The organism is Chelativorans intermedius, assembly GCF_025398255.1.
Classification (GTDB): Bacteria; Pseudomonadota; Alphaproteobacteria; order Rhizobiales; family Rhizobiaceae; genus Chelativorans; species Chelativorans intermedius.
Genome location: NZ_JAODNW010000022.1, coordinates 82342 through 108796, shown reverse-complemented (window position 1 = coordinate 108796; position 26455 = coordinate 82342). Strand labels below are relative to the sequence as shown.

Sequence of the window (26455 nt, the reverse complement as noted above, 5' to 3'; positions counted from 1 at the left end):
GTGTTCCACACGATCCGGGAAGCGCGCGACCTGATCGGCGCCACGGACCGCTCGCTGGCCATTCTCAATGCCCTGCTCTCGTTCCATCCAGAAACGGAGCTCTCGGGCGACGGTGAACTGATTGTCTGGCCTTCAAACGAGCAACTCATGGCTCGTGCAAACGGCATGCCGGCGACAACGCTGCGGCGGCACCTGGCCGTTTTGGTCGACTGCGGGCTGATCATTCGTCGCGATAGTCCGAACGGCAAACGCTTCGCCCGCAAGGGCAGGGGCGGGCAGGTCGAACAGGCCTACGGCTTCGATCTGGCCCCGATCGTTGCCCGAGCGGAGGAGTTTGAGGAACTGGCGGACGCAGTTCGGGCCGAAAAGAATGCCTTTCGGCTTGCCAAGGAACGCCTGACGCTCCTACGCCGCGACGTCGTCAAGCTGATCGAGACCGGCATCGAGGAGAACGTTCCGGGCAATTGGGGCAGGGTACAGCAGTCCTACCAGGCTATTGTCGGCCGCCTGCCGCGATCTGCCCCGAGGCAACTCATCGAGGACATCTGCTGTGATCTCCACGGTCTCTACACGGAGATCCTCGAGGTGTTGGAATCATTTGCAAAAACACAGAATCCGGACGCCAATGAGTCCCATTCTGGTCGCCACATACAGAATTCAAACCCAGACTCCATATCTGAATCTGAAGAAGGCTCTCGAAAAGAGAATGAAGCGGGCGGCAGCGCCGCGGAAAACGACAACCTGCGGATTTTGCCGAAGCGGGAGTTGCCCTTGGGGATCGTGCTTGATGCTTGCCCGGACGTGAAGGATTTGGTGCCAGGGGGCGAGATACGCCACTGGCGGGACTTTCTGGCGGCCGCGGAGGTGGCCCGGCCACTGCTTGGGGTCAGCCCGAGCGCCTGGCGAGAAGCCTGCGAGGCCATGGGCGAGGTTCAGGCCGCGATTACGCTCGCGGCGATCCTGCAGCGCTCCGACCAGATCAACAGCGCTGGTGGTTACCTGCGCAGCCTGACGGACAAGGCGAGGGAGGGCAAATTCTCCACCTGGCCGATGGTCATGGCGCTTTTGCGCGCCAAGCTGGACGCCAGCCGGTCTTCAGCTGAAAAGCGTACGGAACCGCAAAGCGACGGGAACAAGGCAGGCGAGCGTTTGGAAGTCTCGGACGCGCTGCTGCGGTCGCTGGAACGCCCGAGAAGGTGAGGGTACCTCGATGAGCCGAACTGCCTTGTTTCCCCCGGCCATCCTGCTGCGGAAATTTTGCGCTCAGTCGCCGTCGACAAGCTCGTCGAATGCCTCGAGCAGTGCGTCGACGATCGCTTGGCCAAGAGCGTTTGCGGTTTCACCGATCCGTGGTTCGTCTTCGTTCCGCACCGCCGTAGCGAGATCCGAACCTTGGTCCTCCAGGATCGATTGGGCCCGCGCGATCGCCCATTGCGCGAAGTCGTCCCGGTTGTTGACGGTCATCGTTTCCATTGCAGCGCTCTCCGGGTTTGTTGGCGTATGCTGGCGACGGTCGGCACCCGCGATCTGTACCGCGTTCGCGCCCCAACGTCATTCCGGCTTCCGTGCTCAGGCTGCCTGGAGCAGGCCGCTGCGCTTTGCCCGGTCGAGAAGATTCTTGACGGAGGAGGGCGCCCATCTCGTACCGCCCCGCGGCGTGCGCTCATGAAGGCGCTCGAGCTGGTTTGCGATTTCGCGCAAGGTGAGCTCCGGGTTGGAGGAATGGATGCCCGCCACAAGCGTCATCAGGCGGTCCTGTGGCGGTCGTGGCGGCGACTTTCTCAGGAGCGACTTGTCGGCCATGCCTTCGCTAACCATCCACTTCACCGCGCGCCGCAAGCGCTCCGGGGTCCAATCGAAGCCGCGTTGCTTGAGCATGCGCGAGATATCGTCCCAGGTGTGGTCCGGGCGCATGCGCCGAACGATTGGAAGCCATTGATTGGCAGTGGACTGGATGCGCGCGCCGTAAGCCGCCTTCTGAGCAGCCGTCATCTTGGCCAGCATCTCCGGCCGACGTTCCCTGACCCCGGGATTGCCTGGTAGCCGGCCTTTTGCCTTGGCAGCTTTGACGCCTGCCTTCGTCCGCTCCGAGTTGAGTGCCCGTTCCAGCTGGGCGACGGCGCCAAGGACCTGCAGCGAAAACATGCCTTGCGGCGTCGTGGTATCGATGGGATCGCACAGCGAGCGGAAATATGCGCCTTTGGTCGTCAGCTCCTCGATAACATTGAGCAGGTGGCTCACCGAGCGCGCTAGGCGGTCGAGCCGAACCACAACGAGGGTGTCGCCGGCGCCGATCTCGCGCACAAGCCGGGCGAGGGCAGGGCGGGTCCGCGAGGCGCCGGAGCCATGCTCCTGGATGATTGTGTCGCATCCGGCCGACCGCAGTTCCATCTCCTGCGCTTCCGTCGCCTGCTCGTCCGTGGAGACGCGCGCATAGCCGATAAGCCGGCCCTGTGGTCGACGAGAGGAGCGATTGGGCGGTGTTTTGGTCATTTGGAGAGCCTGAGAGCCGGGTTGAAGGTGAAATTACAAACATAGAAGATACGGATAACCGATCGTTTGTAAACGTCTCCTAGGTGCCCTTCTGACCGCGCAAAGCGCCGAGAAACCCGGAAAGACAGGCTCTTTCGTCGATGTGAGCATCAATTGGCGGGCCTCTGTTCAATGATGGAGGCCGCAGCGCTCCTTTCTATAAAGAGGCGGCGGGCAAATACAGGTGTGACGGAAGTGAAAGGTATGATACCTTCCGTATGGCATATGAAGCACCGTGCTATCAATGACTTATGAATTCTGCAAGTTGAACCACGAGGCCCTGCTGGAGCCGATTTCGGCCGCGGAGGATGCGCTCGCGCGGCTCGATGAGCGCGTTGCTCGGTCCGAGGTTGGACCCGGGTTCGCCGAGCGGGCCGACTTCTTCGATTCCGTCTCCAGTATGTGGGTCGCGGGCGAACTCGTTCATCTTGAAGATCTCGTTCTCCACGATGCGCAAATGGATGTCCGCGCGCCGAGCCACGAGCTCGTTGTCGCCCATCGGATCGTGCGAGCTAGGCGCCGTATTGCGAGAAACGATCCTGGCTGGGCGGTTTCGCGATCGGGCATCATGGCGCTTGCTGGCATTCCGGAAGAGTCTGCGGGCGAGGTCGAGCAGGTCGACAGGGGAGGGGAGGGGGGCAAGGTCGAGTTAGAGGAGGACGATGCACTGTCTCCCGAGCTGGCTGAGATCGATGAAGTCCTCGCCCGAACCAAATGGCTGATCGATGGCGGCGCGCCTGGCAACCAGAAGAAGCGTGAACCGGAGGTCAGTGTTGGTGAACTGGTCATTCACGACCCGGATTGGGATGAAAGCGAACGGATCGCTGAATGGCTCGAACTGGCGAAAGAGGTCGGAGCAGTTCCGGCAACCTTGGCGGCGGCCGTTCTTTGGGACGCTTGGGAGCATCTAGAACCGCTTCAACGTCAGCACTGGCTCGGGCAGGTTCTCGTCTCGGATTTCCTCAGAGCTCGCGGAAAGATCCGATCGCACTTGTTGGCCTATTCGGTGGGGCTGCGGGGAATCCCCCGTGAGCGGCGACGTGCACGTGATCGAACGGAGAGGCTGATTGCCTTTCTGGATGCGATGACGGCGGCGGCGGCGGTCGGGGTGAAGGACATCGACCGGTTGACCCTGGCAAAGCGCCAGCTCGAAAGGAAAGCCGCAGGCAAGCGATCAACCAGTAGTCTTCCTATCGCCGTCGCTCTGCTTTTGTCACGGCCGATCGTGTCGGCGCACATGGTCGCGAAGGCGGCGAGGATCACGCCGCGCGGGGCCTTGAACCTGATTGCAGAACTCGGCGTCCGCGAGATGACGGGGAGGGGACGCTATAGAGCCTGGGGCATATTATAGGCCGAAGTAGCCGCTGTAGTTGCTCTACTTCTGCGGTCTCATGTTGAATTATGGCCTATGGTGGATAAACTTGCCGAATTCGGGGGGTATTTGTGACGATGTCAAGTGCAGTTCAAGTCTGGAATCCGGACGACTGGGAGCTTTTTGCCCTCAGCCTCCTTCAGGCGCGCCATGGACCGCTACATGTGCAAAAAATCCCTGCAGCGCACAAAGGGGACTACGGAATAGACTATTACTGCACAAAGGACTCTGTCGCGTACCAATGTTACGCGGTCGAGGAGCCGATTGATATCGCTACCCGCGCTGAAAGGCAGAAAAAGAAGATCACAGCCGACCTTGGAAAGCTGGTTACCAACTGCATCCCAGTCGGAAAGCTGTTCCACGGAATCCCCATCAGGCATTGGGTCTTGGTGGCACCTTTGCACGACAGCAAAGAGGTCAATCTTCACTGTGCCAAGAAAACGGAAGATCTCCGGAATGCGTGCTGTGCTGCTCTCGATCCAGCAATCGAGGTAGTGATTCAGGATGTGAGTTCCTTTCCGAACGATTCCGTTGCGGCTGGAATTTCGGCTCTCTCGACGGTCACCCTGTCGGTGCCCACTCCGTCCCAGACAGAACTTGATAGTTGGGCTGCCGGCTCCACCAACTTGCTATCAAACGCCACACAAAAGCTGAAGAAGCGGGCCGGACCGGATCAGCTTGACGATTTCGTATCCGAGGCTGTGCGGTCTTTCCTTCAGGGGAACGGTTTGCTCGACGCATTGAGGTCAAGTTCGCCCGAGCTACATGAAAAGGTCATGTCCGCGGTCAACAGTCGTGCTCGACGTCTGCAATTTGCTGGCCCACAAACCGGCGGGTCAGCGGGAGAGGTTCTGCATTTAGAGCTCGACGCCCTGATCGCGGCCGTGCAAGCTGCTGCGCCAAGCCTTTCCACCGAGAATGCCGAACAGATTGCCTATGGGTCGATCTGTGAATGGATCATGCGCTGTCCCTTGGATTTCCCCAATGTCCAATGAATCCATCTTTCGCAGCGCCATCCTGGGTGGAGCATTCACTTACACAGCCCGCCCGGATCCCGTTCCTGGTGACCTTCGTATGTCGTGGGGAATGGCGACTCTTGTCCTGACATTGTTCTATAGCCGAGGGAAAAAATCCAACTTTCAAAAGCTTCAGTTCCTTGCCCACGCTGTCCGGCTGCCGGAAGGGCGGGAGGAAGTTCGCGGTTTTTTGGCGGGGGAGTATCGGCCGACTGAGGTTTCGGTACGCGTCGAGCCCTCTCTCAATCGGGCTGTGGCGCTCGCTCACGGGCTGAAACTTGTCAAGATCGACAAAGGGACGTCGATTTCGCTCACCGAGCAGGGGGAGAAAATGGCCCAAGCGATCTTGGAGCAGGGCGACTCTTTGAAGGAGGAAACGGAGTTCTTGAGAGAGGTAGCACCGCGAATGACTGATGCGCTGATGAAGCGTGTTTGGCGTCTGGAGGACCTGATATGACGCTGCGCTTTCGGCGCCTGAGACTTCGGGCCGTGACGACGGATGGCGTGTATGGTGCCGATGTTCCGTTCGCTTCTGGGTTGACCGTTTTGTGGGCCGACAACACCAAGGGCAAGTCAACCTGCATGCAGGGCATGTTGTATGCTTTAGGTCTGGAGCGGATGCTAAGCCCACGGCGAGAAATTCCTCTGCCGCATGCAATGACAAGCTATTTGAATACCGACGACGAAAAGCGTGTCGAGGTGATCGAGTCGAGTGTTTCGCTCGAAATTGCCAATGGAGACGATCAGGTCATAACCGTCAATCGCGCGGCAAAAGCGGCCACTGACACCCGCTTGGTCACGGTTGATTTTGGGGCCGCCTTAACGGACGGCGCAATCGGCCTCAGGCGGCAAAACTACTTCGTTTTGGATCCTGGAGCTGCCCAACGGGAGGATGGCTTTCATCATTTCCTGGAAGGCTTTCTGGGATGGCGCCTGCCACAGGTTCGAAGATATGACGCGCCTGAGACGAAGCTTTATCTAGAAACCGTGTTTCCCTTGTTCTGGGTCGAGCAAAAGTTCGGCTGGACGGCCATTCCAGCCGCAATTCCTACATACATGAGAATTCGAGAGGTCCATAAGCGGGCCGTCGAGTTTATCATGGACCTGGACGTGTACAAGCTCGAGATGCAGCGTGAGCGATTGGCGGAACGCGTTGCCGCTAATGCTAAAGAATGGTCTGTTGTCAGGCAGGAACTCGATCGGTTCGTTGCACGAAATGGGGGCAGGATCGCGGCATTGAGCGAGACTCCCGTCGCTGATCCGGCTGCATTGTCGAATGCCCATGTGGAGTTGGCCCAGGGAACTGAATGGCATTCTCTGAATTCTGTCGTTTCGCAACTCAGAGGAAGCATTGCAGACCTTGCCTCCAAGGCGGTTCCAGACGTCGAAGATCAGTCGGAAGAGGTTACGCAAAAGCTGCAGCAGTTGACGCAACGAGTCGACGAACTGAACACAGAGCGAATTCGGCTCCATGGAATTCAGCAAATAAAGCTGGCTGACATGCGGGCCCTACAGCGGCGAATCACCGCTCTCGATGATGATTTGGTGAAGAATCTCGATGTTCAAAGACTACAGCGCTATTCAGGCGTCACAGCCGCATTGACTCCAGATAGGTGCCCGACCTGCGAACAGGCGCTTGCAGACACGTTGTTGGCTCAAGAAGCTCTATCCGCGGTCATGCCTGTCTCTGACAATATCGAGTACATCCGGTCACAGAAGAAGATGTTCGAGGACATCCTTGCCAGAGAGGAAAGGGAGGAGAGCGAAAGGAGAAATCAACTCTCAGCTGTCGGTCGACAACTGACAGATCATTACGCACAAATCCGACTTCTCCGATCTGAATTGGTAGCGCCTGGATCAAATCCGTCAGCGGCCGTCATCGAGGAGCGCATTCGCGCCGAGGCGAGGTTGCGAGATCTGGAAGCACTCCAAGCCATCTTTGATGACGCCATGGATCGACTTCGAGGCCTGCAGGAGGCCTACTCCAATCTTCTACAGGAGCGCGCGGAGATACCCGCAGAGAAACTGTCTCAGCAGGATAAAGACAAGCTCAGTCGCCTCACACGTCTCGTTCAGGGCCGAGCAGGGGATTTTGGTTTCAGCACGTTTTCACCCTCTGAACTGTCAATATCAGAAGACAGTTACAGGCCCGAGAAAGAAGGCTTCGAGATCGGATTTGAGACATCGGCAAGTGATGCAATCCGACTGAAGTGGGCCTACCAAATCGGTCTTCTCGAATTGGCGTGTGAGAAGTCGACCAATCACCCGGGGCTACTCGTGTTCGATGAACCGCGGCAACAATCGTCTTCTCGCCCGAGCTTCGAAAACCTCTTGAGTCGTGCCGCTAGTGCTAAGCACCGTGGCCAGCAGGTCATCTTCTCCACGAGCGAAGACATTGAAATTCTAAGGCCAATAACCGCTGGCATCGATTGCAATGAAGTGATCTTTCCCGGGTACATTCTGCAGAAGCTTGACAACTGACCTGGATTCCTCTCCCGACCGCCTCAGATCTAGCATTGGCTCGCACCTTAGCCGGGCCCTGGTTCGAACGAGGACGATGGGACAAATGAGATGTACTGGACAAATGGCACAAACGGTCCTATTTATGGCTTGAAACGTACAGGAGTGCCTCCGATGGTCAGTTCAAATCCTCGAACCGAGCGACTCGATCGAAACATCGCCGATCGTGTAGCCACTAAGGTGTCGAACGCGCTGAAGACAGAGAAGGGCTTCGGCCCCGGCTCGCTGGCTTTGTCAGCCCTGATCGCTGGCGAAGTTGCTGAGGTTGTTGCCAAGCTGCCGGCTGAACGGCGTCAGGAACTCAACGCGCACAGCGCTGAGCTCAAGCAGCGCATCCGCCGTGTGTTTGAGACCTTCGGACGCAAACGACCCGCCAGAATCTCTCTAGATGTTCCTGAGGACATAGAGCCCTCGAAAGGCGAAGGCCTTGGAGCCATGGTCACATCAGCGCAGGGCCAGAAGGGCCTGGCCGCGATTGCCGTCCACAGGAAGCTAGAGGACTGGGCGGGAAGAGTGGCTGGCGCCACGGAGCTTAACCGAGAATACGGAGTGGCGCGTTCGTCCCTCAACCGCTGGCAACACGAGGGCGACGTCATAGGATTGCTCAAGGGGACCAAGAAACATGTCTATCCTGTCGAGCAGTTTATAGATGGTCGACCCGCGCGCGGTATTCGGGAGATCATCCAGCTTGCCAAAAGCGAGCGCACGGCCTGGCTCTGGATGAGCCAAAAGAATCCCGTATTAGGTGGACGCAAACCTATCGATCTCCTGAAACAGGATCGTGTAGGTGAGGTCGTCGATGCCGCTGCGGCGTATTTCGCCGCCCAATGACGCTCGATCAACAGATCCTGCAGGGGCTGGTCATTCGGGTTCGCGTCGATGACTACGTGCGTATCCTCGCCCGAGAGTATGCGGCGACTCCGCTTGGCATGGGGTTCGGCAAGACCCGATTTTCAAGCCCGCGGGACAAATTCAAGCTGCTCTATCTGGCGCAGGACGTGAAAACGGCGGTCGCAGAGACCATCATCCGCGATCGCTTCGAAGGGAAATCCGAGCGCCTGCTCCTGCAGGAGGAGTTCGATCGATATTCCATCACCAGCGTCCGCAATGCCCGTCCGCTCTTCTTGCTCGATCTGCGGTTCGAAGGTGCCAGCCTATTGGGTGTCTCAACAGACGCCGTTCGTGCGAAGGCACAGGCAGCGGGCAGGCGCTTCAGCCAAAAGCTCTACGACCAAACCGACCTCGACGGAATTGTCTACATGTCGCGCATCACCAACAAGCAATGCGTGGCCGTCTACGACCGCGCCGTCGAGACCAGTCTCGACGCCGACAGCCCGGCAGCCGATCTGCCCGAACTCACCTGCCTTCCGTCCGTCGTTGAAGAACTTCACGTCACGATCATAAAGAGACCGTGACTAGCCAGAACCGGATTCCCTGCCCCTGGATTAAGGCACACTCCAGGTCGGCCGGAGGTTCTGCCGGCTCTGCCCAATCAGAAGAGCGCCAATTGGTCTGGTGCCGTGACGCTATCCCTGGCGTCCAATGACGACAGCGTCACGCCGAGCAGGCGAATGGTTGGCCGCGTCACTTCTCTTTGTCGCAGTGGTCTTGTGGTCGCGGAAGCCTGGATGGCATCGGCCGCTGCGATATCTATCTGGATGGAGGGCAGTCGATGAGGGCCATACTTACGACGCTGCGAGAAGGGGTGCGGTCGGAAACCAGCCCGAACCCGTCGCGGACCGGCAATTAAGCGGTAACGCCCTGTATTCGCTTAAATAACGGCTCGCTCGACGATCAATTGGAAGTCGGATTTTAACTGGCTATACTGTGGCAAATCCGGCTAGAGTATTGCGGTAAGGATAATTTTCGAATGGCCGAGTTTAGGTTCGACGACCAGAAATCATTTGATGAGAACTTCGAGAGCTACCTGAAGGCGCTGGAATCCGTCGACAAGGACATGGCAGTGGTCCTGCGAGCCAACGCCCGGTTGCTCGCGCCCATCTTGCGCGATGGTGACCGCGATACCAAGGCGCGGCAGGAATTCAACGAGCGCGTCGCGACCGCCCTTGACGATCTTCTCGAGGCCAAGCCGGAAAACGAGGCCGGATGATGCCGCGCTACTTCCTGACAAGGCTGCGCGTCGAGGGGTTCCGGGGGATAAACAACGAGGGAGACCCACTCGAATTGCGCTTCAAGCCGGAGGCCGTGAATTCGGTCTTCGCGCTCAATGGCATCGGGAAAAGCTCGCTCTTCGAAGCTCTGTCCTATGCAATCCACGACATCGTCCCGAAGCTGCGGGACCTGCAGGCGCAGGAGAGGCCACAGGACTATTTTGGCAATCGCTTCCATGGCGGCAACGAGGCCGTTATCGAGCTTGAATTCCAGCCCGATGATGGAGGCGCCGCTGTGTCTATTGAAGTGCGCCGCGACAAGTTCGGTAACCGAACCGATTCCAGCGCGAGCGGCCATCCCGATCCCTCGGCATTCCTTGTTTCCCTGAGGGAAACCTTCGCGCTACTCGATTACAGGAACTTCGCCCGCTTCATCGACGATTCGCCACTCGCCCGTGGAAGAACCTTTTCCTCCCTTCTCGGGCTCGCGGAGTACTCGGAACGCCGGCAGGCGCTTCAAGCGGTGTCGGAAACGCGATCCCTCAATTCCGATCTCGATATGAAAGTGCTTTCGACGGGGATCGGTGCCGCCGAGAAGGCTGGCCAGCAGGCCCTCGCCCTGCTTCGCTCCAGCTACGAGAACGTGACGGGCGGGCCGCTTGAGGATGTCGAAAAGCTCGAATCATACGCTGGCGACGTTGTCGCCGCGCTCGCCGGCGTCGAGCTGCTCAAGCCGATGCTCGCGGGAAAAACGCTCGATCAAGTGGACTTCGATGCGGTCAAGCAGGCGATCAAGACCGCCGAGGGCGGCGAACGGCGGCGCGAGCTTGAACGCGCTGTCGAGGCAATCGCGACCTTGTCGGCGCTCTCCGTTCACAATCTGACCGCCATCAAGTCCGAGCAAGAGGCCCTCGCGTCACTCGTCGCGCAAAGGGATGCCGCCCTCGCCGAAACGCGCGGGGATCTGTTCAAGCGGCTCTACGATGCCGGCATGAATGTGTTTTCTGACGACTCCTGGACGAACGACACGCTATGTCCCCTGTGCGAGACAGAGCCCGGATTCTCTGTCAGGGACCATGTAAGCGGACAACTCGCCCAGTATCGCGCGGCCGCCGCCAAGGCGAGCGAGATCAGCGATGCCTGGGCGGCCTCGGCGTGGAAGCAAGCTCTCGGGGCGTATGAAAAGTGTGCCGCTCTGGATATCGACGAGGAGTCGCGGCGCCAGTTTCGGCTCGATGACAGGTTCGCCTCCGGCGACATTACCGCCGAGGAGTTCAAGGCGACGGTTGGCTGGACCACGGGGCTTTTCGAAAAAGCGGCGAGCAATCTCTCCAAGGCCAGCGAGGCCAAGGCCAAGCTGGAGGCGGAGTTGCCTCAATCACTTGTGCAGCTAACCGAGCAGGTCGAGCATGGCCGGCAATTCAGCGAGGCACTGAAATCATACCGCCAGCAAGAAGCGGAGGCGGCGCGCATGCAAGCGCGGCTCGACATTCGCGAGCGCTGGAAGACATTCATCACCGCGGCGGCGGGGACGTTCGCCGACGCCGAGGCCGCGCTTTCGAGGGACCGGATCGCCAAGATCGACGGCGAATACAAGTGGATGTTTCGCGACATCATGCAGGTCGGCGATGTGGTGCCGGATCTCAAGCGCGCCGACGACCGAGAGGATCTGCACGTCGAGTTGAGCGACTTTCACGGGCAACGCCGGCTGTCCGCGCGCGCTCTCCTGTCCGAAAGCTATCGCAACGCGCTGGCGATATCCGTGTTCCTCGCGGCCGCGATGAAGCACAACGGACAGCCGCGCTTCATCGTCCTGGACGATGTCACGTCGAGTTTTGATGCCGGGCACCAGTTCTACCTGATGGAACTGATCCGAGCGAAGCTGCAGCAGCCCGTAAACCCCGACGGGCTGCAGTTCATCCTTCTCAGCCACGATAGCTTGCTGGAGAAGTACTTCGATCGCTTGGGCGGCACGACCGGTTGGCACCATTGCAAGCTCCAGGGCTCTCCGCCCATGGGCGCCATCCTCAGCCAAGGCCAGGGAGCCGACCGTCTGAGGCAATCCATATCCAACCTTCTCTCGGCGGGGCAAACAACGCAGGCGGAGCCATTGATACGCCAGTATTTGGAATACAGCCTGCAGCAGATCATCCGGAAAGTAGACATTCCCGTGCCGATCGATTTCGCGATCAAGGACACGTCGCGAATGGTTCAAAACTGCATCGACGCTATCATGGCGGCCGTCGACCTTCACGAGAAGGCCGGGACGATCAAGCTCGACCAACAACAGATTCGGGACATTCAGAATGTTCACATGCCGGCCATTGTCGGAAACTGGGTCAGCCACTACCAGACGGGGGGCGGGAGCAGTTTCTCGGCGCCAGTGCTGAATGGCGTCCTCGCTTCGGTCGACAATCTCGCGGAGTGTTTTCGCTACGACGACACAAGCGGCGCTACAACGGTACGACGCTGGTACAGATCGCTGTCTCACAAATGACGGCCAGCCTCAAAGGAGAGGCGTTCACTCGGCGGCACATAGCCTATCCGGGTCCTTCATTGTTCCCCGTCGATCAGGTTCGCGAGCCTCAGCGTGAATTCAAGCAGCTGCTCGCCCCCGATAGCCGCGCTCCAATCGTCCGGCCCCGCCGGGTTCCGTCTGTCCCAAAACGTCACCGTGACCTCGGCGAGTTCGCGACCGTCCGACGAGAATTGAACCCGCCTATGGGAAAGCGCGTTGCGAAGATGTCGGAGCAGATCGCGAAGATTTTCCGACCTGCCGAGATGGAAAGACCAACTAGGCCAGCCTTCCGCCTCCAGATCGTCGAGTTTAATCTGACTGAAATCGGTCCAGCCAGCGTCGGCGAAATGGGCGTAGGGAAAAACGATCAGGCCGAGAAGCGAATTCGCGAGGTGAGTGATGATGTGAATGTCCTCGCCGCGTTCCCGCGCCTTAAGCATGAAATATAGGTTCTTGCGCGCCCTGCGCGCGAATCCCTCAATCGTGTTGCGATCGATTTCCATGGGCATCGCTACCGCACGCGCGTCCGGTTGCGCACGCGCGTGTAGCCTTGCTTCGCCGTGCTGCTCGACGCGAAGTAGTTTATGGGCTCCTCGAATATCGCGGACAATTCGGTGATCCGCCGCCGCAGCGTTTCACGTTTCATGCTCAACTTATTCGCCTTGAAAATGAGATGATAAAACGCCACCCAGAAAGCGGCCGCGTCGCTGAAACGAATACTCCGCTTGGGACCAATCAACGAATAGCAGCCTGTTTCCCTGAGAATTGCCGCGGCCAGCGACTCGTTGGCCATCTCGCAAGCGGAAACGAATACGCGCCTGTCCTCCAGGCAGGGGTTCAGCATTCCCGCCAGTTTCGAGAAGCTTAGGTCGCCGAACGTCAGGGCCATGCCATGGCTGTTGGCATGACAGGAAATATGGAGATAGCGATAGTTCGACTCATCAAACAGGTCGATCATCTCCTCCAGCTCTACCTCGGTGCGAATGTAATAGTATTGAGTTCTGGTCTTGCCACCGAGCCGCAACATCCGGGATATCAGCTCGCCTTCCTGCCGGCCCGCTTTCTCGTCTTCCAGCGTAAGGGATTCGATAATGAAGAGTTCGGGTATGGTTCTCATGAGTTCGCGCATCCCAACAATCAACGTTTCGGCACTGTATCGATTCTCAGCCATGTTTGCGCGTCGACTGCAGCGAAGGGCTTCGGTCGATCCGGCTCTCGTCAACCGAGCCCGCTTCGCCGGTCTCTGCCATGCGGCTTCGATCCCTCGCGCAAGCACTCGTGATTCTGGGGCGGTCGCGGTGAGTAGAGAACTGGCCGATGGTCCCAATCAGAAGAGCGCCAACTGGTCTACCGCAGGGACGCTGTCCTTCCCGTTCAACGACGACAACGTCACGCCGAGCAGGCGGATGCCCTTCTCGAGGGGGAATATGTCGGCGAGCATCGATTGGGAAACCTCAATCATCTCATCCGCGCCACCTATCAGCTTGGGCAGGGTTCGGCTGCGGGTGATCTGCTGGAAATCGGCGAACTTCACCTTCAGCGTCACAGTTCGTCCGCTAATCTCCTTGGCCTCGCAATGCCGCCATACCTTTTCGGCGAGGGGCACCAGTTCGGCACGGGCCCCATCGAGGTCGAAGATGTCGGCCGCGAAGGTATCTTCGGCGCCGATGGATTTTCGCGGGCGGTTGGGCTGAACGGGCCGATCGTCGATCCCGCGCGCGATCCGGTAGTACCAGCTCCCGGACTTTCCGAAATTCTCCTGCAGGAAGGTCAGGGGCTTTTCTCTCAGATCGGCACCGGTTTCGATGCCGAGCCGCTGCAACTTTGCGGCCGTCGCCGGCCCCACGCCGTGGAACTTCTTGACCGGCAGGTTGGCCACGAACTCGGGCCCCATTCTAGGCGTGATGACCGCCTGGCCGTTCGGCTTGTTGAGATCGCTCGCCATCTTCGCCAGGAACTTGCAGTACGAAATCCCGGCCGAGGCGTTGAGGCCGTGACCTGAGACCCTGAACTTCCTCCAGATTTGGGTAGAGTTCGTCGATCAAGGAGACGGACGATGCGACCCTCGCGTTTCACGGAAGAACAGATCATCGGGATGCTGAAGGAGCAGGAGGCTGGTGCGAAGACGGCGGATGTCTGCCGCAAGCACGGCATCTCGGCAGCGACCTTCTACAAGTTCAAGGCGAAGTTCGGCGGGATGGACGTTTCCGACGCCCGTCGCCTGAAGTCTCTGGAGGACGAGAACGCCCGGCTGAAGAAGCTGCTCGCCGAGCAGATGCTGGACAACGCGATCCTGAAGGATGTCGCCGCAAAAAAATGGTGACGCCCGACGCGAAGCGGAAGGCGGTGGTTCATGCCTGCGAGGTGCACGGGGTGAGCCAGCGTCGGGCGTGCCAGGCTCTGCGGATCGACCGTTCGACGGTGCGTTACACCAGCATCCGTCCGGACGACGCTCCGTTGCGCGAGGCGATGAAGGCCGTGGCGGCGGCGCGCCGGCGGTTTGGCTATCGAAGGATCCACGTCATGCTGGACCGGCAGGGCATCGTGATGAACCAGAAGAAGCTGCGGCGCCTCTACCGGGAGGAGAAGCTGCAGGTGCGCCGGCGCGGCGGCCGCAAGCGGGCGCTGGGCACGCGAAGGCCGATGCTCGTTCCCGATCGCGCCAATGCCCGCTGGAGCCTGGACTTCGTCTCCGACACCTTCACCGACGGCCGTCGCTTCCGGGTGTTGGCCGTCGTCGACGACTACACGCGGGAATGCCTGGCGCTGATCGCTGACACCTCGCTGTCGGGAATGCGTGTCGTGCGCGAGCTCGACGCCATCATCCGCTGGCGCGGCCCGCCCGACACGATCGTCTCCGACAACGGCACCGAGCTGACCTCGATGGCGGTCCTGCGATGGTGTCAGCAGACCGGCATCGAATGGCATTACATTGCACCGGGCAAGCCCATGCAAAACGCCTTCGTCGAGAGCTTCAACGGGCGCTTCCGGGACGAATGCCTCAATGACACGCTGTTCTCCACCCTGTCCGAAGCCCGCAGCGCCATCACCTCATGGAAGGAGGACTACAATCATCACCGACCACACTCGGCTTTAGGCAATATGCCGCCAGCCGAGTTCGCCACGAAATCCACGCTGGATAAACAGGCCGCATGAGGCCAGAAATGAAACCCAGGACTCTCCCTCAAGACGGAGGAGAACTGGGTCTCAGGTCAGCCGGTCACCTCCTTGATGCGGGCGCGGATCATGGTGGCGATATCGGTGGCGACTGGGATGTTCTGCTTGTTCGCTGTGACGTCAAGATAGGCTTCATCCAGCGAGAGGGGCTCGATCAGGTCGGTGTGCTCGGCAAAAATCCGATGGATTTGTGCCGACACCGCTCGATAGACGTCGAAGCGGGGTTTGACGAAAATGAGATCGGGGCAGCGGCGCTTTGCCGTCACCGACGGCAGCGCCGACCGCACCCCGAAGGCTCGCGCCTCGTAACTCGCGGCAGCCACCACGCCACGCGCTGCCGATCCGCCGACTGCGACGGGCTTGCCTCTCAGTTCCGGATTGTCGCGCTGCTCCACCGAAGCATAGAATGCATCCATGTCGACATGGATGATCTTTCGAACCGGAAGATCTTGGGCCTTCGGTTCGCCGACACCATCATCGGCATGCCTGTCTCCGGTGATCGTGAGCATTCGCCAGTCCGCCTCGGTCTCACCGCCTATAGAAGAAGCTCGTCGTCGCGTTTTACGGGCGGCTCGACCACGACCAGCATGTTGCCGGGCAGAGGCCGCTGCAGGTGCTTGACCGCGTCCCATTCGCCGGTCAACCACAGGTCGACCTCTTCCGGCGTGGTCAGGATCGCCGGCATGGCCTTCTGATGGATCGGGCTGACGATCTCGTTCGGCGAAGTCGTGAGGAATCCGAAGAGCTCGAATTCACGCTCGCCGTCGCGGACCTTCCTGACGCCCTTCCAGGGTGTCCAAAAGCCAGCAAAGAACATGAGCGGCCGGTCCGCATTGCGCGCAAACCAGGCATTGGGCACCCGGCCACCCGGAACCTTGCTGGCCGGATCTGGCTCAGCGAAAGAGGTGAACGGCACGACGCATCGGCTGGTCGGGCCGAGCCAGCGTCGCCAGTGAGGCGAATTGACGTTCCTGATATTGGTGACGCCGGGATCGTAATTTCCCTTGATATAGGCTGGAGGCGTGGGCATGCCCCAGGTAGCGCTCGCGATCTCGCGCTTGCCATCGGCGCCGACACGAACGATGGGCGCCAGCGTGTTCGGATAGACGTCCAGTGACGGTTCGTTCCAACCCGCCTTGTCGGCGAAAGCCTTGGTGAATTCCATTACGGCGTCGCGCGTCGTTGTAAGATTGTAAAGATTGCACACTACCCTTATCCTCCTATCGCCACATGCCGCGCATCCTCGCGCCGACATCGAGGCGAACCTGCCGCGGGTCGACATGCGGCCCCTGTCCGGGGGCAACGACGGGCCAGGCACGGCATTCAAACAATTCCAATAGACTAGCGGGAATGAACCGCGTTCGCGAGGCATAGACATGCCGGTCGCCGGTCGCGGATTGGCCATGCGTGAAGAAGCGCTGCGGCACCACGAGGTTGAGGCTGTCCTTGGCGCGGGTCATCGCGACATAGAGCAGGCGCCGCTCCTCTTCGATCTCATCGGACGTACCAGTGCCGAGGTCGGAGGGAATGCACCCGTCGACCGTGTTGAGTACGAAGACCGAGCGCCATTCCTGGCCCTTGGCGGAATGGATGGTCGAAAGGATCAGATAGTCCTCATCGAGCAGCGGCACACCCGCCTGTCCCGACGTGGCGTCCGGAGGATCGAGGGTGAGCTCGGTCAGAAAGCGTTCGCGGGAGGGATAGCCGGCGGCAATGTCCTCGAGCTGGAGCAGATCGGCCCGCCTCATCTCGAAATCCTCATGGATGCGTTCGAGATGGGGCTCGTACCAGGCGCGGACCTGTCCGATCTCGGCCGGCCAGCCTGACGATCCGGATCGTAGCCCGCCGAGCAGCTCGATGAGGCCCGGCCAGTCGGTCTGGGCACGGGGAGGGCAGGGGAGGTTATCAAGTGTGTCGATCGGTTCAGTGCTCTCGGCAACGGCGTCGAGAGCGGTCTGTGCCGTCGCCGGCCCGATGCCGGGCAGCAGCTGCATCAATCGGAAGCCGGCCACGCGGTCGCGCATGTTCTGGGCAAAGCGCAGCGCGGCCAGCATGTCCTTCACATGGGCGCTGTCGAGGAATTTGAGCCCGCCGAATTTGACGAAGGGAATGTTGCGGCGGGTGAGTTCCACCTCGAGCGGACCGCTATGATGGCTCGCCCGGAACAGCACGGCCTGGTCCTTGAGCCGCATGCCGGTCTCTCGGTTCTCCAGCACCGTGTCGGCCACGAATTTCGCCTGGTCGGCCTCGTCGCGCACCGTCACGAGGCGCGGGCGTTCGTTCGAAGCCCGGTCGGTCCAGAGATTCTTGGTGAACCGCTCGCGCGCAAGCCCGATCACGCCATTGGCGGCGGCGAGGATCGGCTGGGTGGAGCGATAATTGCGTTCGAGGGTGACGATTTCGGCCGCCGGCGAAAACTCCTTCGGGAAGTCGAGGATGTTCCTGACCGTGGCGGCGCGGAAGGAATAGATCGCCTGGGCGTCGTCGCCGACGACGGTGAGACCCCTTCCGCCGGGTTTGAGTCCGGTCAGGATCGTCGCTTGCAGGCGGTTGGTGTCCTGATACTCGTCGACCAGAACGTGATCCCAGCGGCCGCCGATCTCGTCGGCCAGCGCCGCGTCGCTCATGGTCTGGGCCCAGTAAAGCAGCAGATCGTCGTAATCGAGCACGTTCTGGACCTGCTTGGCCTCGACATAGGAAGCGAAGAGTTCGCGCAGTTCCTTCGCCCAGCCTGCTACCCAAGGGTAATTCGCTCGCAGCACTTCATCGAGCGGCGCCTCGGCATTGACGGTGCGCGAATAGATCGACAGGCACGTCCCCTTCGCCGGAAATCGGCTTTCCATTTTCGAGAAGCCGAGCTCGTGCCGGATGAGGTTCATCAGATCGGCCGAGTCCTCACGGTCATGGATGGTGAACTGCGGATCGAGCCCCAGTTCGATGGCGTATTCGCGCAGGATGCGCGCGCCGATCCCATGGAATGTGCCTGACCAGGAGAGTGCGTCGGTTAAAATGCCGGCCTTGTCGCCGAGCACCCTGGCGCAGATGCGCTCGACACGCTTTCCCATTTCACCAGCCGCGCGGCGGGAGAAGGTCATGAGCAGGATGCGGCGCGGATCGGCGCCGGAGATGATCAGCTGCGCCACGCGATGGGCCAGCGTGTTGGTCTTGCCCGAGCCCGCACCCGCAATGATCAGCAGCGGGCCCCCCACCTGGCCATCGGGCAGGCCGATGCCATGAATGACCGCGGCGCGTTGACCGTCGTTCAATTTTTCCAGATGCGCCGCATTCATTCCGTCCCGCTCCTATCGCCCTGCGAATCAACGACAATCGGCCAGTACTGCGCCGTTGCTGCCGTCTCGTCCCCATCCGCACCGGAAAGACTCATCGCGGAGTCTGATTGACTCATTACCGGAAACGGAACAAATAATGAACATAACAGCGCCTTGAGGCGTTGCAAAGCCCTCAGGAGAACTGGACTTACATGGCCGATCGCGCGGCAAACGCTGTCATTGCTGAGCTCCAGGAGCGCATTGCGCACCTGGACAGCGGTGCCGGCCGTGCGCGCGAGGTCCTGCCCTTCGGTGTCGCCGAGATCGACCGGCGGCTTCCGGGAGGAGGTCTGGGGTTGGGATGCCTGCATGAGGTGGCCGGAGGCGGGAATGGCGCCGTGGACGGCGCGGCCGCGGCACTGTTCGCGGCGGGGATCGCCGCGCGGACAAAAGGCAAAGTCCTCTGGATCGTGACACGTCCCGATCTTTTTGCCCCGGCGATCGCCCAGGCAGGTCTGCCGCCCGACAGGGTAATCCATGTCGAGGCCGGTGATGAAAAGGCGTTGCTCGCCTGCTTTGAGGAAGGATTGCGCCATGGCGGACTCGGGGCCGTGGTTGCCGAGACCGCCCGTCTTTCAATGACCGCATCCCGCCGGCTGCAGCTTGCGGCGGAAGGCTCGGACACGATCGGCCTCGCCGTCCGGCGCTGGCGGCGCCAGACCGAGGCGGGGGATTTCGGGCAACCCACGGCAAGCGTCACGCGCTGGCGGGTTTCCGTTCTTCCCTCTGCTCCCCTGCCGGTTCCCGGCCTCGGGCGTGCCCGCTGGCTGGTCGAGCTGATCCGATGCCGCGCCGGGGAAAGTGCTGATTTCGAAGTGGAGGCCTGCGATGACCAGGGTCGTATCGCTCTTCCTTCCAAGGTGGCCGACAGATCGCCTCAGAAGGAAGTCGGGCGGCGCGTCGCCTCCGCCTGAGGCGCCGCTCGTCCTGGTCGGCCGCACCGGCCGGCGTCGGCTGATCACCGCTCTTGACGCCAATGCCCAGGCCCTTGGCGTCAGCGTGGGCATGCCTGTCACCAAGGCCCAGGCGCTGGTGCCCGGTCTTGTCGTCCTCAATGCCGACCCAGCGGCCGACGCTGAAGGGCTCGACAGGCTCGCGCTGTGGGCGTTGCAGCGCATCTCGCCCGTCGTGGCGCCCGATCCGCCGGACGGGCTGGTGATCGACACAACCGGCGCCGATCATCTCCATGGCGGCGAGGCCAGAATGCTTACCGCGATCGTCCAGCGCTTCGCAGCCTCCGGCGTCGAGGCGCGGGCGGCGGTTGCCGATACATGGGGTGCGGCCCATGCAGCGGCACGCTTCCTACGCCGGTACACATCTGTCATTGCACCGGGCGAGACAGAGGCGATGCTCCGGCCGCTGCCGCTGGCAACGCTCCGGCTCGAGCCCGACACGGTTGCCGGTCTGCGTACCCTTGGCTTCGAGACGGTCGGTGACCTGATGGCGCAACCGCGGGCGCCGCTTGCCTTGCGCTTTGGCCCGGAGATCGGCCGCCGGCTCGACCAGGCGCTGGGACGCCTCGCCGAACCCGTCGATCCGGTTCGCTCGCCCGAGCTGGTCGAGGTGCGCCGCGTGTTCGGCGAGCCGATCGGCGCGGGCGAAACCATTGCCCGCTATACGGCTAGGCTCACTGATGCCCTCTGCGCCGAACTGGAAAAGCGTGGGCTCGGCGCCCGCCGGCTCGATCTCTTGTTCCATCGCGTCGACAACACAAAGCAGTTCATCCGCATCGGTACGGCCCAGCCGGTGCGCGATCCAAGGCGCCTGACCCGGCTTCTCTGCGAAAGGATCGAAACCGTCGACCCCGGCTTCGGCATCGAGGTCATGGTGTTGGCCGCAATTCAATCCGAACCGCTCAAGGACAAGCAGACGATTTCTTCGCTCGTCGAGGAGCCCGAGCCGGACCTGTCGGACCTCATCGACGTGCTTGCCAATCGCGTTGGCGAGAACCGGCTCTACCGGTTCAAGCCGGTGCAGAGCGATGTGCCGGAGCGCTCGGTCACACGGGTGCCGGCGCTTGCACCGGAGAGCGGAGCAACCTGGGAAGGCGACTGGCCACGCCCGCCGCGGCTCCTGCCACGGCCCGAGCCGATCGAGACGATGGCGCTGCTTCCCGACAATCCGCCCGTCTGGTTTACCTGGCGCGGCGTGCGCCGGCGTGTGCGGCGTGCCGACGGGCCCGAGCGCATTCGCGGCGAGTGGTGGAAACGCGACGCCGAGATGTCGACGGTTCGCGACTATTTCCGCGTCGAGGACGAAGCCGGCGAGCGCTATTGGCTGTTCCGTTCCGGTGACGGTGAACGCGGAGAGAGCGGGTCCCAGAAATGGTTCCTGCACGGGATTTTCGGATGAGCGGGCCGCGCTACGCCGAGCTGCAGGTGACCAGCCATTTCTCGTTCCTGCGCGGGGCGAGCAGCTGCGAGGAGCTGTTTGCCCAGGCCGCCATGATGGGCATCGAGGCGCTTGGCATTGTCGACCGCAACTCGCTGGCGGGAATCGTCCGGGCATTCGAGGCGGCCCGAACCACCGGCGTCCGCCTCGTCGTCGGCTGCCGGCTCGATCTCGTCGACGGGATGTCGGTGCTGGTCTATCCGACCGATCGGCCCGCCTATGCCCGGCTTTGCCGCCTGCTCTCGCTCGGCAAGAAGCGCGCCGGGAAGGGTAAATGCCATCTCGAATGGCCCGATCTCGTCGCCTATGGCGAGGGCCTGATCGCCGTGCTCGTTCCCGACATCGCGGACGAGACCTGCGCGCTGCAACTGCGGCGCCTGCGGGAATGCTTCGGCGATCGCGCCTATCTGGCCCTGACGCTGCGCCGGCGGCCCAACGATCAGCTGCGCCTCTGGGACCTGTCGAACCTGGCGGCGCAGGCGCGGGTTCCCACCGTGGTCACCAATGACGTGCTCTTCCACGAACCCGGCCGGCAGCTCATGCAGGACGTGGTGACCGCCATCCGGCACAATGTCACCATCGACGAGCTCGGGCATCGCCGCGAGCGGTTTGCCGACCGCTACCTGAAGCCACCGGAAGAAATGCATCGGCTTTTCGACCGCTATCCCGAAGCCCTCGCCCGCACCATCGAGATCACGGACCGGTGCAGGTTTTCGCTCGAGGAGCTTGCCTATCAGTATCCGGAAGAAAAGCTCTATCCGGAGCTGACGCCACAGCAGGCCCTTGAGAAACTCACCTGGGAGGGCGTGGCCGAGCGCTACCCGGAGGGTCTGCCCGACAAGGTGCGCGCCAATCTGCAACACGAGCTCCAACTGATCGAGAAGCTGGACTATGCGCCGTATTTCCTGACGGTGAACGCCATCGTGCGCTTTGCCCGCTCGAGGGGAATTCTTTGCCAGGGCAGGGGATCGGCGGCGAACTCGGCCGTCTGCTTCGTGCTCGGCGTCACTTCGGTCGATCCCGACCGAAACGATCTTCTCTTCGAACGCTTCGTCTCCGAGGAACGTCGTGAGCCGCCCGACATCGATGTCGACTTCGAACATGAGCGGCGCGAGGAGGTCATCCAGTGGGTCTATGAAACCTATGGCCGCGAGCGGGCAGCGCTCTGCTCCACCGTCATCCGCTATCGCGCCAAGGGCGCGCTGCGCGATGTCGGAAAGGCGCTCGGCCTGCCCGAGGATATGACCAAGACCCTGTCCTCGCAGGTCTGGGGGTGGTCGGAAGGCGTGGAGCAAAAGCACGCCGAGGGCCTGAACCTCAACATGGGCGATCGCCGGCTCCGGCTTGCGCTCGAGCTCGCGCACCAGCTTGTCGGCACACCGCGCCATCTCTCGCAGCACCCGGGCGGCTTCGTTCTGACCCGCGACCGGCTCGACGAACTCGTGCCGATCGAGCCGGCCGCCATGGAGGACCGCCAGGTCATCGAGTGGGACAAGGACGACATCGATGTGCTCAAGTTCATGAAGGTCGACGTGCTGGCGCTGGGCATGCTCTCCTGCATGCGCCGCGCCTTCGATCTGCTCGCCGAGCACAAGGATATAAGGCTCGACCTCGCCACCATCCCGGCCGAGGATCCGCGCACCTATGCGATGATCCGCAAGGCCGACACGCTCGGCACCTTCCAGATCGAATCCCGCGCCCAGATGGCCATGCTGCCGCGCATCAAGCCGCGGACCTTTTATGATCTCGTCATCGAGGTGGCGATCGTGCGCCCCGGTCCGATCCAGGGCGACATGGTGCATCCCTATCTGCGCCGCCGCGAGGGCAAGGAGGAGGTGACCTATCCAAAACCCGAGCTCGAGGCGGTGCTCGGTAAGACGCTGGGCGTGCCGCTCTTCCAGGAGCAGGCCATGCGCGTCGCCATCGAATGCGCGGGCTTTACCGCCGGCGAGGCCGATCAGCTGCGCCGCGCCATGGCGACCTTCAAGCATACCGGCGGCGTCGCGAAGTTCGGTGAGAAGCTGATCTCCGGCATGGTCGCCAATGGCTATGACCGCGAATTCGCCGAACGCACCTTCAAGCAGCTCGAAGGCTTCGGGAGCTATGGCTTTCCCGAAAGCCATGCGGCGAGCTTTGCGCTCATAGCCTACGCCTCATCCTGGATGAAATGCTGGCACCCGGATGTCTTCTGCTGTGCGCTGCTCAACGCCCAGCCCATGGGCTTTTATGCACCAGCCCAGATCGTACGCGATGCGCGCGAGCATGGCGTCGAGATCCGTCCCGTCTGCATCAATACATCCCGCTGGGACTGCACGCTCGAGGCGATCGGCGAGGATGGCGATTTCGCCGTGCGGCTCGGCCTGCGCATGGTCAAGGGTCTCGGCAATGCCGAAGCTGCGCGCCTGATCTCCTGTCGGGAAGACCGGCCCTTCGCCTCGATGGACGACCTCTGGCGCCGGGCCGGTATCCCGGCCGCGGCCCTGGTCGAGCTGGCCGAGGCGGATGCCTTCCGGTCCGCGCTCGGCCTTGCAAGACGCGAGGCGCTCTGGGCCATAAAGGCGCTGCGCGACGAACCGCTGCCGCTCTTTGCCGCCGCCGCGGTACGCGAAGCCTGTATCGTGCCCGAGCAGATCGAGCCCGCGGTATCGCTGCGCCCCATGGCGGCCGGAAGGGAGGTGGTGGAGGACTACAGTCACACCGGGCTGACCCTTCGGCAGCACCCGGTGTCCTTCCTCCGCGCCGATCTGTCCCGCCGGCGCATCATGACCTGCGCCGAGGCCGTCGCCTCTCGTGATCGCCGCTGGGTTCACGTCGCAGGTCTGGTGCTCGTGCGCCAACGCCCCGGTTCGGCCAAGGGCGTCATGTTCATCACGCTCGAGGACGAAACCGCGGTCGCCAATCTCGTGGTCTGGACCAAGGTCTTTGAAAAATACCGGCGCGTCGTGCTCGGGTCCGGCATGTTCGGCGTCAAGGGCCGCATCCAGCGCGAAGGCGACGTGGTGCACGTCGTGGCGCAGGAGATCACCGATCTCTCTGCCGAACTTGCGAGCGTCGGTGCGCGGGAGGCGGGATTTCCGGTGCCGTACGGGCGCGGCGACGAGGTCCATCACGGCTCGCCCACGCCCGATCCGCGCGGACTTCCCAAAGCGAGAAACCTGGTCGATCCCTATGGCCACATCAACGAGATCAGAGTGAAAACGCGGGATTTCCGATGAACGCACTGTCAGTCAAGTTCAAACCCGGATCGATCACGAATAGTCACACCGGAAGAGGCAACCTTCCGGTCCAAGGCAAGCCCGTGACGGTGAATCCGCTGGGGATGCGCGCATCAAGTGTCCTCAACAGATGTCCGATCGGGTGCCGCAGATTGCCTTCGTTGTGTGCCCAAGCCGACACGGGTCGGGGCGACCGTGGCCTGCTTGGCCAAAGCACGGGCGGGGGTCCTGGAGAGCAGTTGATGGAACGGCTTGGAATACCAATCATCGACGACACCATCCTGCGGCACTTCCAGCTAGAAGGCCGGGCGACCATTTCGTTCTCGTTCGCATGCCCGCCGATAGCGACAGTGCCGCCAACAGCGAATGAACCACAGAACGTGAGGAAGAACCGCTAACTAGATCATGATGCCGTTCCCTTGAACCGGCATCACGATCTATTGCCTTGGAATAGCATGATCTTTTCCGAAAACCGGTCTCCAGTTTTCGGGATCATGCTCTAGAATAGGTCACCCGCCGGAAGCTTGACCACGGCTCGGGCACGACTTCCGAGTGATCGTCAATGGTGTCGTCTGGAGCTCTGACGATGCACTTGCTGTTCCCGTGGCGGCTCTCTTCCGGCAAGGAGACGATTGGGAAGTGTACGCCATTCGAGACAGAGGCGTGCGAAGCACTACGGTGGAGATCGGTCGACGCACTGATCGAACAGCAGAAGTTCTTGACGGACTCTCACCCGCCTAACGGGTGTTCCTGCACCCCAGCGATCGCATTAGCGACGGTGTGGTCGTGCCTGCGCGCAGGGAGCGATGAATGAGGAAGTAGCCTTTGGCCCGTAACGTTTGACCCTAATCACCGAAAAGACATTGCGCGCGGAACGTGTTTCTGAACCACAGGTTGTCGTCTGACACGCTTGTTCGCTACGTATGGGGGATGAGGTGCCGAACCAAGCAGTCGAGGCTCGCAGAGCCGGCATCGCCAGACTTGCGTCTCAACGGCCAACAGGCGACAAAAGCCCGATCATGTCCTCGACCTCATCAGCGAATAAGGTAGCTAGCCGTTACACGCGACTGCAGATCGCCGTGCACTGGGCGGTGGTTCTCTTGATCATCGAGCAATGGTACACGTCCCGGGCAATCCCGAGAACGCACAACCCGCTTCTGCCGCCTTCAGACTTGGACTTGCTTCAACATGCCCTCCACAACTATGCGGGCCTACTGATCGGCGCGCTGATGCTGGTGCGGATCGGATTTCGATGGTTCATCCCTCGTCCAGCTTCGTCGCGGATGTCGAGCTGGCAGGAACGACTCTCGCAATCGACGCACTGGGCGCTTTACATTGTGCTCCTCAGCCAGGCTGCGGCGGGATTCGCCGCAGCCTACCTCTGGGCGCCGGCGGGCCGAATCCACATCCTTCTGTGGAATGTCACGCTTGCGCTTGTAACAATCCACCTCGCGGCCACCGCTTATCATGCAGTCCGCCGCGATGGTGTCATCTCGCGCATGGTTCCCTGGCCGCGCTGATGCTTCTTATTTTGATCGCTCGGAAATGCGCGGGCACTAGTCGTGCCCGAAATCGGACGGTTCATGTTTGAAACCGCTGAGAAAATGGTCCGGCGCGCGCTGCCTACAGATGTAAGGTTGTCACATCATTCCAATCGGGAGGGCGATTCGAGTGGGTCGTTCCCCTCAAAGGGGTCGCGCCTGCCGCGCGGCCGGCCTGCGGTGTGTTGATTCCTTCTTGTGGATCAATGTCTTGGAGATCGCCACATAAGCCCTGCGCGAACGCACATATCCCGGCCTGTTAGATGGCGTCGACAGCTTTCTGGAGCAGTGCTCGAACCTCGCCGGCAACGGCCTTGAGCTCGTCGTTTTCGACGGCGGCCATCGAGGCGACCGGATCGATCGCGCTTACCTCCACACCTTCATCAGCCTTGCGCAGGATCACGTTGCAGGGCAGCATGGCGCCGATCCGCGGTTCCAGTTGCATGGCCCTGTGCGCCATGCTTGGATTGCAGGCGCCGAGGATCAGATAGTCGTCAATCTCTGCACCGAGTTTTCTTTTCAGCGTGGCTTTGACATCGATCTCGGTGAGTACGCCGAAACCCTGGCTGGCCAGCGCCTCGCGCGTGCGTGCGGAAATATCGTCGAAGGATGAACCGGGAAAATTTCGATTAAGCGTGTAGGACATGAAGTCTCCGTCAATGATGTCGGTTATTGTAGATATTTCACCAGGGCGGCAATCGCGAGGAATACGAGGCGGTAACGAGAAGCATGC

Annotated in this window: 21 protein-coding genes and 2 pseudogenes; 14 read left to right on the top strand and 9 right to left on the bottom strand. The window is 61.2% G+C overall.

Going from position 1 to position 26455, the window contains the following annotated elements; translation table 11 throughout:
- Positions 1–1200, top strand: a 1200-nt coding sequence (gene repC / locus NYR58_RS16285) for a plasmid replication protein RepC (RefSeq protein ID WP_261522168.1), incomplete at its 5' end; no start/stop codon positions are given.
- Positions 1201–1263: 63 nt separating this feature from the next.
- Here repC and NYR58_RS16280 read toward each other — a convergent pair.
- Positions 1264–1473 carry a hypothetical protein gene (locus tag NYR58_RS16280; RefSeq protein ID WP_261522167.1) on the bottom strand — a complete coding sequence of 70 codons (210 nt, stop codon included), beginning with the start codon at positions 1471–1473 and terminating at the stop codon, positions 1264–1266.
- A 96-nt stretch (positions 1474–1569) separates the two neighbouring features.
- Positions 1570–2493, bottom strand: a complete 924-nt coding sequence (locus NYR58_RS16275) for a recombinase family protein (protein ID WP_261522166.1) — start codon at positions 2491–2493, stop codon at positions 1570–1572.
- 283 nt (positions 2494–2776) lie between these two features.
- Here NYR58_RS16275 and NYR58_RS16270 point away from each other — a divergent pair, with 283 nt between their 5' ends.
- From NYR58_RS16270 to NYR58_RS16235, 8 genes are all read left to right on the top strand, one after another.
- Positions 2777–3883 (top strand): RHE_PE00001 family protein, encoded by a 1107-nt coding sequence (locus NYR58_RS16270; protein WP_261522165.1) that lies wholly within the window; start codon positions 2777–2779, stop codon positions 3881–3883.
- A 98-nt stretch (positions 3884–3981) separates the two neighbouring features.
- A complete protein-coding gene (locus NYR58_RS16265) occupies positions 3982–4899 on the top strand; it encodes a hypothetical protein (protein WP_261522164.1) in 918 nt (305 codons plus the stop codon).
- The gene (locus tag NYR58_RS16260) at positions 4889–5377 is read left to right on the top strand and encodes a hypothetical protein (RefSeq protein WP_261522163.1); all 489 of its coding nucleotides are present in this window, start codon (positions 4889–4891) and stop codon (positions 5375–5377) included. Before NYR58_RS16265 ends, NYR58_RS16260 begins: the two co-directional genes overlap by 11 nt.
- Entirely contained in the window at positions 5374–7401 is a 2028-nt protein-coding gene (locus tag NYR58_RS16255; protein WP_261522162.1) for a hypothetical protein, read from the top strand. The genes NYR58_RS16260 and NYR58_RS16255 overlap by 4 nt, the downstream gene beginning before the upstream one ends.
- Before the next feature lie 153 nt (positions 7402–7554).
- Positions 7555–8271, top strand: a complete 717-nt coding sequence (locus NYR58_RS16250; protein ID WP_261522161.1) for an antitoxin Xre/MbcA/ParS-like domain-containing protein — start codon at positions 7555–7557, stop codon at positions 8269–8271.
- Positions 8268–8855, top strand: coding sequence for an RES family NAD+ phosphorylase (locus tag NYR58_RS16245; RefSeq protein ID WP_261522160.1), 588 nt, complete (start codon positions 8268–8270; stop codon positions 8853–8855). Before NYR58_RS16250 ends, NYR58_RS16245 begins: the two co-directional genes overlap by 4 nt.
- Positions 8856–9310: 455 nt before the next feature.
- Entirely contained in the window at positions 9311–9550 is a 240-nt protein-coding gene (locus tag NYR58_RS16240; RefSeq protein WP_261522159.1) for a hypothetical protein, read from the top strand.
- The gene (locus NYR58_RS16235; protein ID WP_261522158.1) at positions 9547–12048 is read left to right on the top strand and encodes an AAA family ATPase; all 2502 of its coding nucleotides are present in this window, start codon (positions 9547–9549) and stop codon (positions 12046–12048) included. The genes NYR58_RS16240 and NYR58_RS16235 overlap by 4 nt, the downstream gene beginning before the upstream one ends.
- Before the next feature lie 56 nt (positions 12049–12104).
- Here NYR58_RS16235 and NYR58_RS16230 read toward each other — a convergent pair whose 3' ends face one another.
- The 3 genes and pseudogenes from NYR58_RS16230 to NYR58_RS16220 form a co-directional block, all read right to left on the bottom strand.
- A complete protein-coding gene (locus NYR58_RS16230; RefSeq protein WP_261522157.1) occupies positions 12105–12572 on the bottom strand; it encodes a HEPN family nuclease in 468 nt (155 codons plus the stop codon).
- Between the two features lie 8 nt (positions 12573–12580).
- A complete protein-coding gene (locus NYR58_RS16225; RefSeq protein WP_378074638.1) occupies positions 12581–13345 on the bottom strand; it encodes a CHAT domain-containing protein in 765 nt (254 codons plus the stop codon).
- A gap of 51 nt (positions 13346–13396) precedes the next feature.
- Positions 13397–14062, bottom strand: a pseudogene (locus NYR58_RS16220) (DinB/UmuC family translesion DNA polymerase); the annotation flags it as partial.
- Between the two features lie 63 nt (positions 14063–14125).
- On the opposite strand from NYR58_RS16220, the gene NYR58_RS16215 reads away from it, so the two are divergent.
- A protein-coding gene (locus tag NYR58_RS16215) for an IS3 family transposase (RefSeq protein ID WP_378074639.1) occupies positions 14126–15225 on the top strand; the annotation gives its coding sequence in 2 pieces (ribosomal slippage) (positions 14126–14387 and positions 14387–15225; 1101 coding nt in all).
- Positions 15226–15284: 59 nt separating this feature from the next.
- Here the strand turns inward: NYR58_RS16215 and NYR58_RS16210 are convergent.
- The 3 genes and pseudogenes from NYR58_RS16210 to NYR58_RS16200 all read right to left on the bottom strand — a co-directional run.
- Positions 15285–15662, bottom strand: a pseudogene (locus NYR58_RS16210) (Y-family DNA polymerase); the annotation flags it as partial.
- Between the two features lie 119 nt (positions 15663–15781).
- Positions 15782–16453 carry an SOS response-associated peptidase gene (locus NYR58_RS16205; RefSeq protein WP_261522155.1) on the bottom strand — a complete coding sequence of 224 codons (672 nt, stop codon included), beginning with the start codon at positions 16451–16453 and terminating at the stop codon, positions 15782–15784.
- Between the two features lie 13 nt (positions 16454–16466).
- Complete coding sequence (locus NYR58_RS16200; RefSeq protein WP_261522154.1) at positions 16467–18536, bottom strand: ATP-dependent helicase; 2070 nt, start codon at positions 18534–18536, stop codon at positions 16467–16469.
- A gap of 191 nt (positions 18537–18727) precedes the next feature.
- Between NYR58_RS16200 and NYR58_RS16195 the strand changes: the two genes are divergently transcribed.
- From NYR58_RS16195 to NYR58_RS16180, 4 genes are all read left to right on the top strand, one after another.
- Complete coding sequence (locus tag NYR58_RS16195; RefSeq protein WP_261522153.1) at positions 18728–19489, top strand: ImuA family protein; 762 nt, start codon at positions 18728–18730, stop codon at positions 19487–19489.
- Complete coding sequence (locus NYR58_RS16190) at positions 19404–20927, top strand: Y-family DNA polymerase (RefSeq protein WP_261522152.1); 1524 nt, start codon at positions 19404–19406, stop codon at positions 20925–20927. Before NYR58_RS16195 ends, NYR58_RS16190 begins: the two co-directional genes overlap by 86 nt.
- On the top strand, positions 20924–24181 hold the full coding sequence (locus NYR58_RS16185) for an error-prone DNA polymerase (RefSeq protein ID WP_261522151.1): 3258 nt from the start codon (positions 20924–20926) through the stop codon (positions 24179–24181). The genes NYR58_RS16190 and NYR58_RS16185 overlap by 4 nt, the downstream gene beginning before the upstream one ends.
- A gap of 1019 nt (positions 24182–25200) precedes the next feature.
- A complete protein-coding gene (locus NYR58_RS16180; RefSeq protein ID WP_223479829.1) occupies positions 25201–25701 on the top strand; it encodes a cytochrome b in 501 nt (166 codons plus the stop codon).
- 280 nt (positions 25702–25981) lie between these two features.
- On the opposite strand, the gene NYR58_RS16175 is transcribed toward NYR58_RS16180, so the two are convergent.
- The gene (locus NYR58_RS16175; protein ID WP_261522150.1) at positions 25982–26368 is read right to left on the bottom strand and encodes a DUF302 domain-containing protein; all 387 of its coding nucleotides are present in this window, start codon (positions 26366–26368) and stop codon (positions 25982–25984) included.
- Positions 26369–26455: the final 87 nt, after the last annotated feature.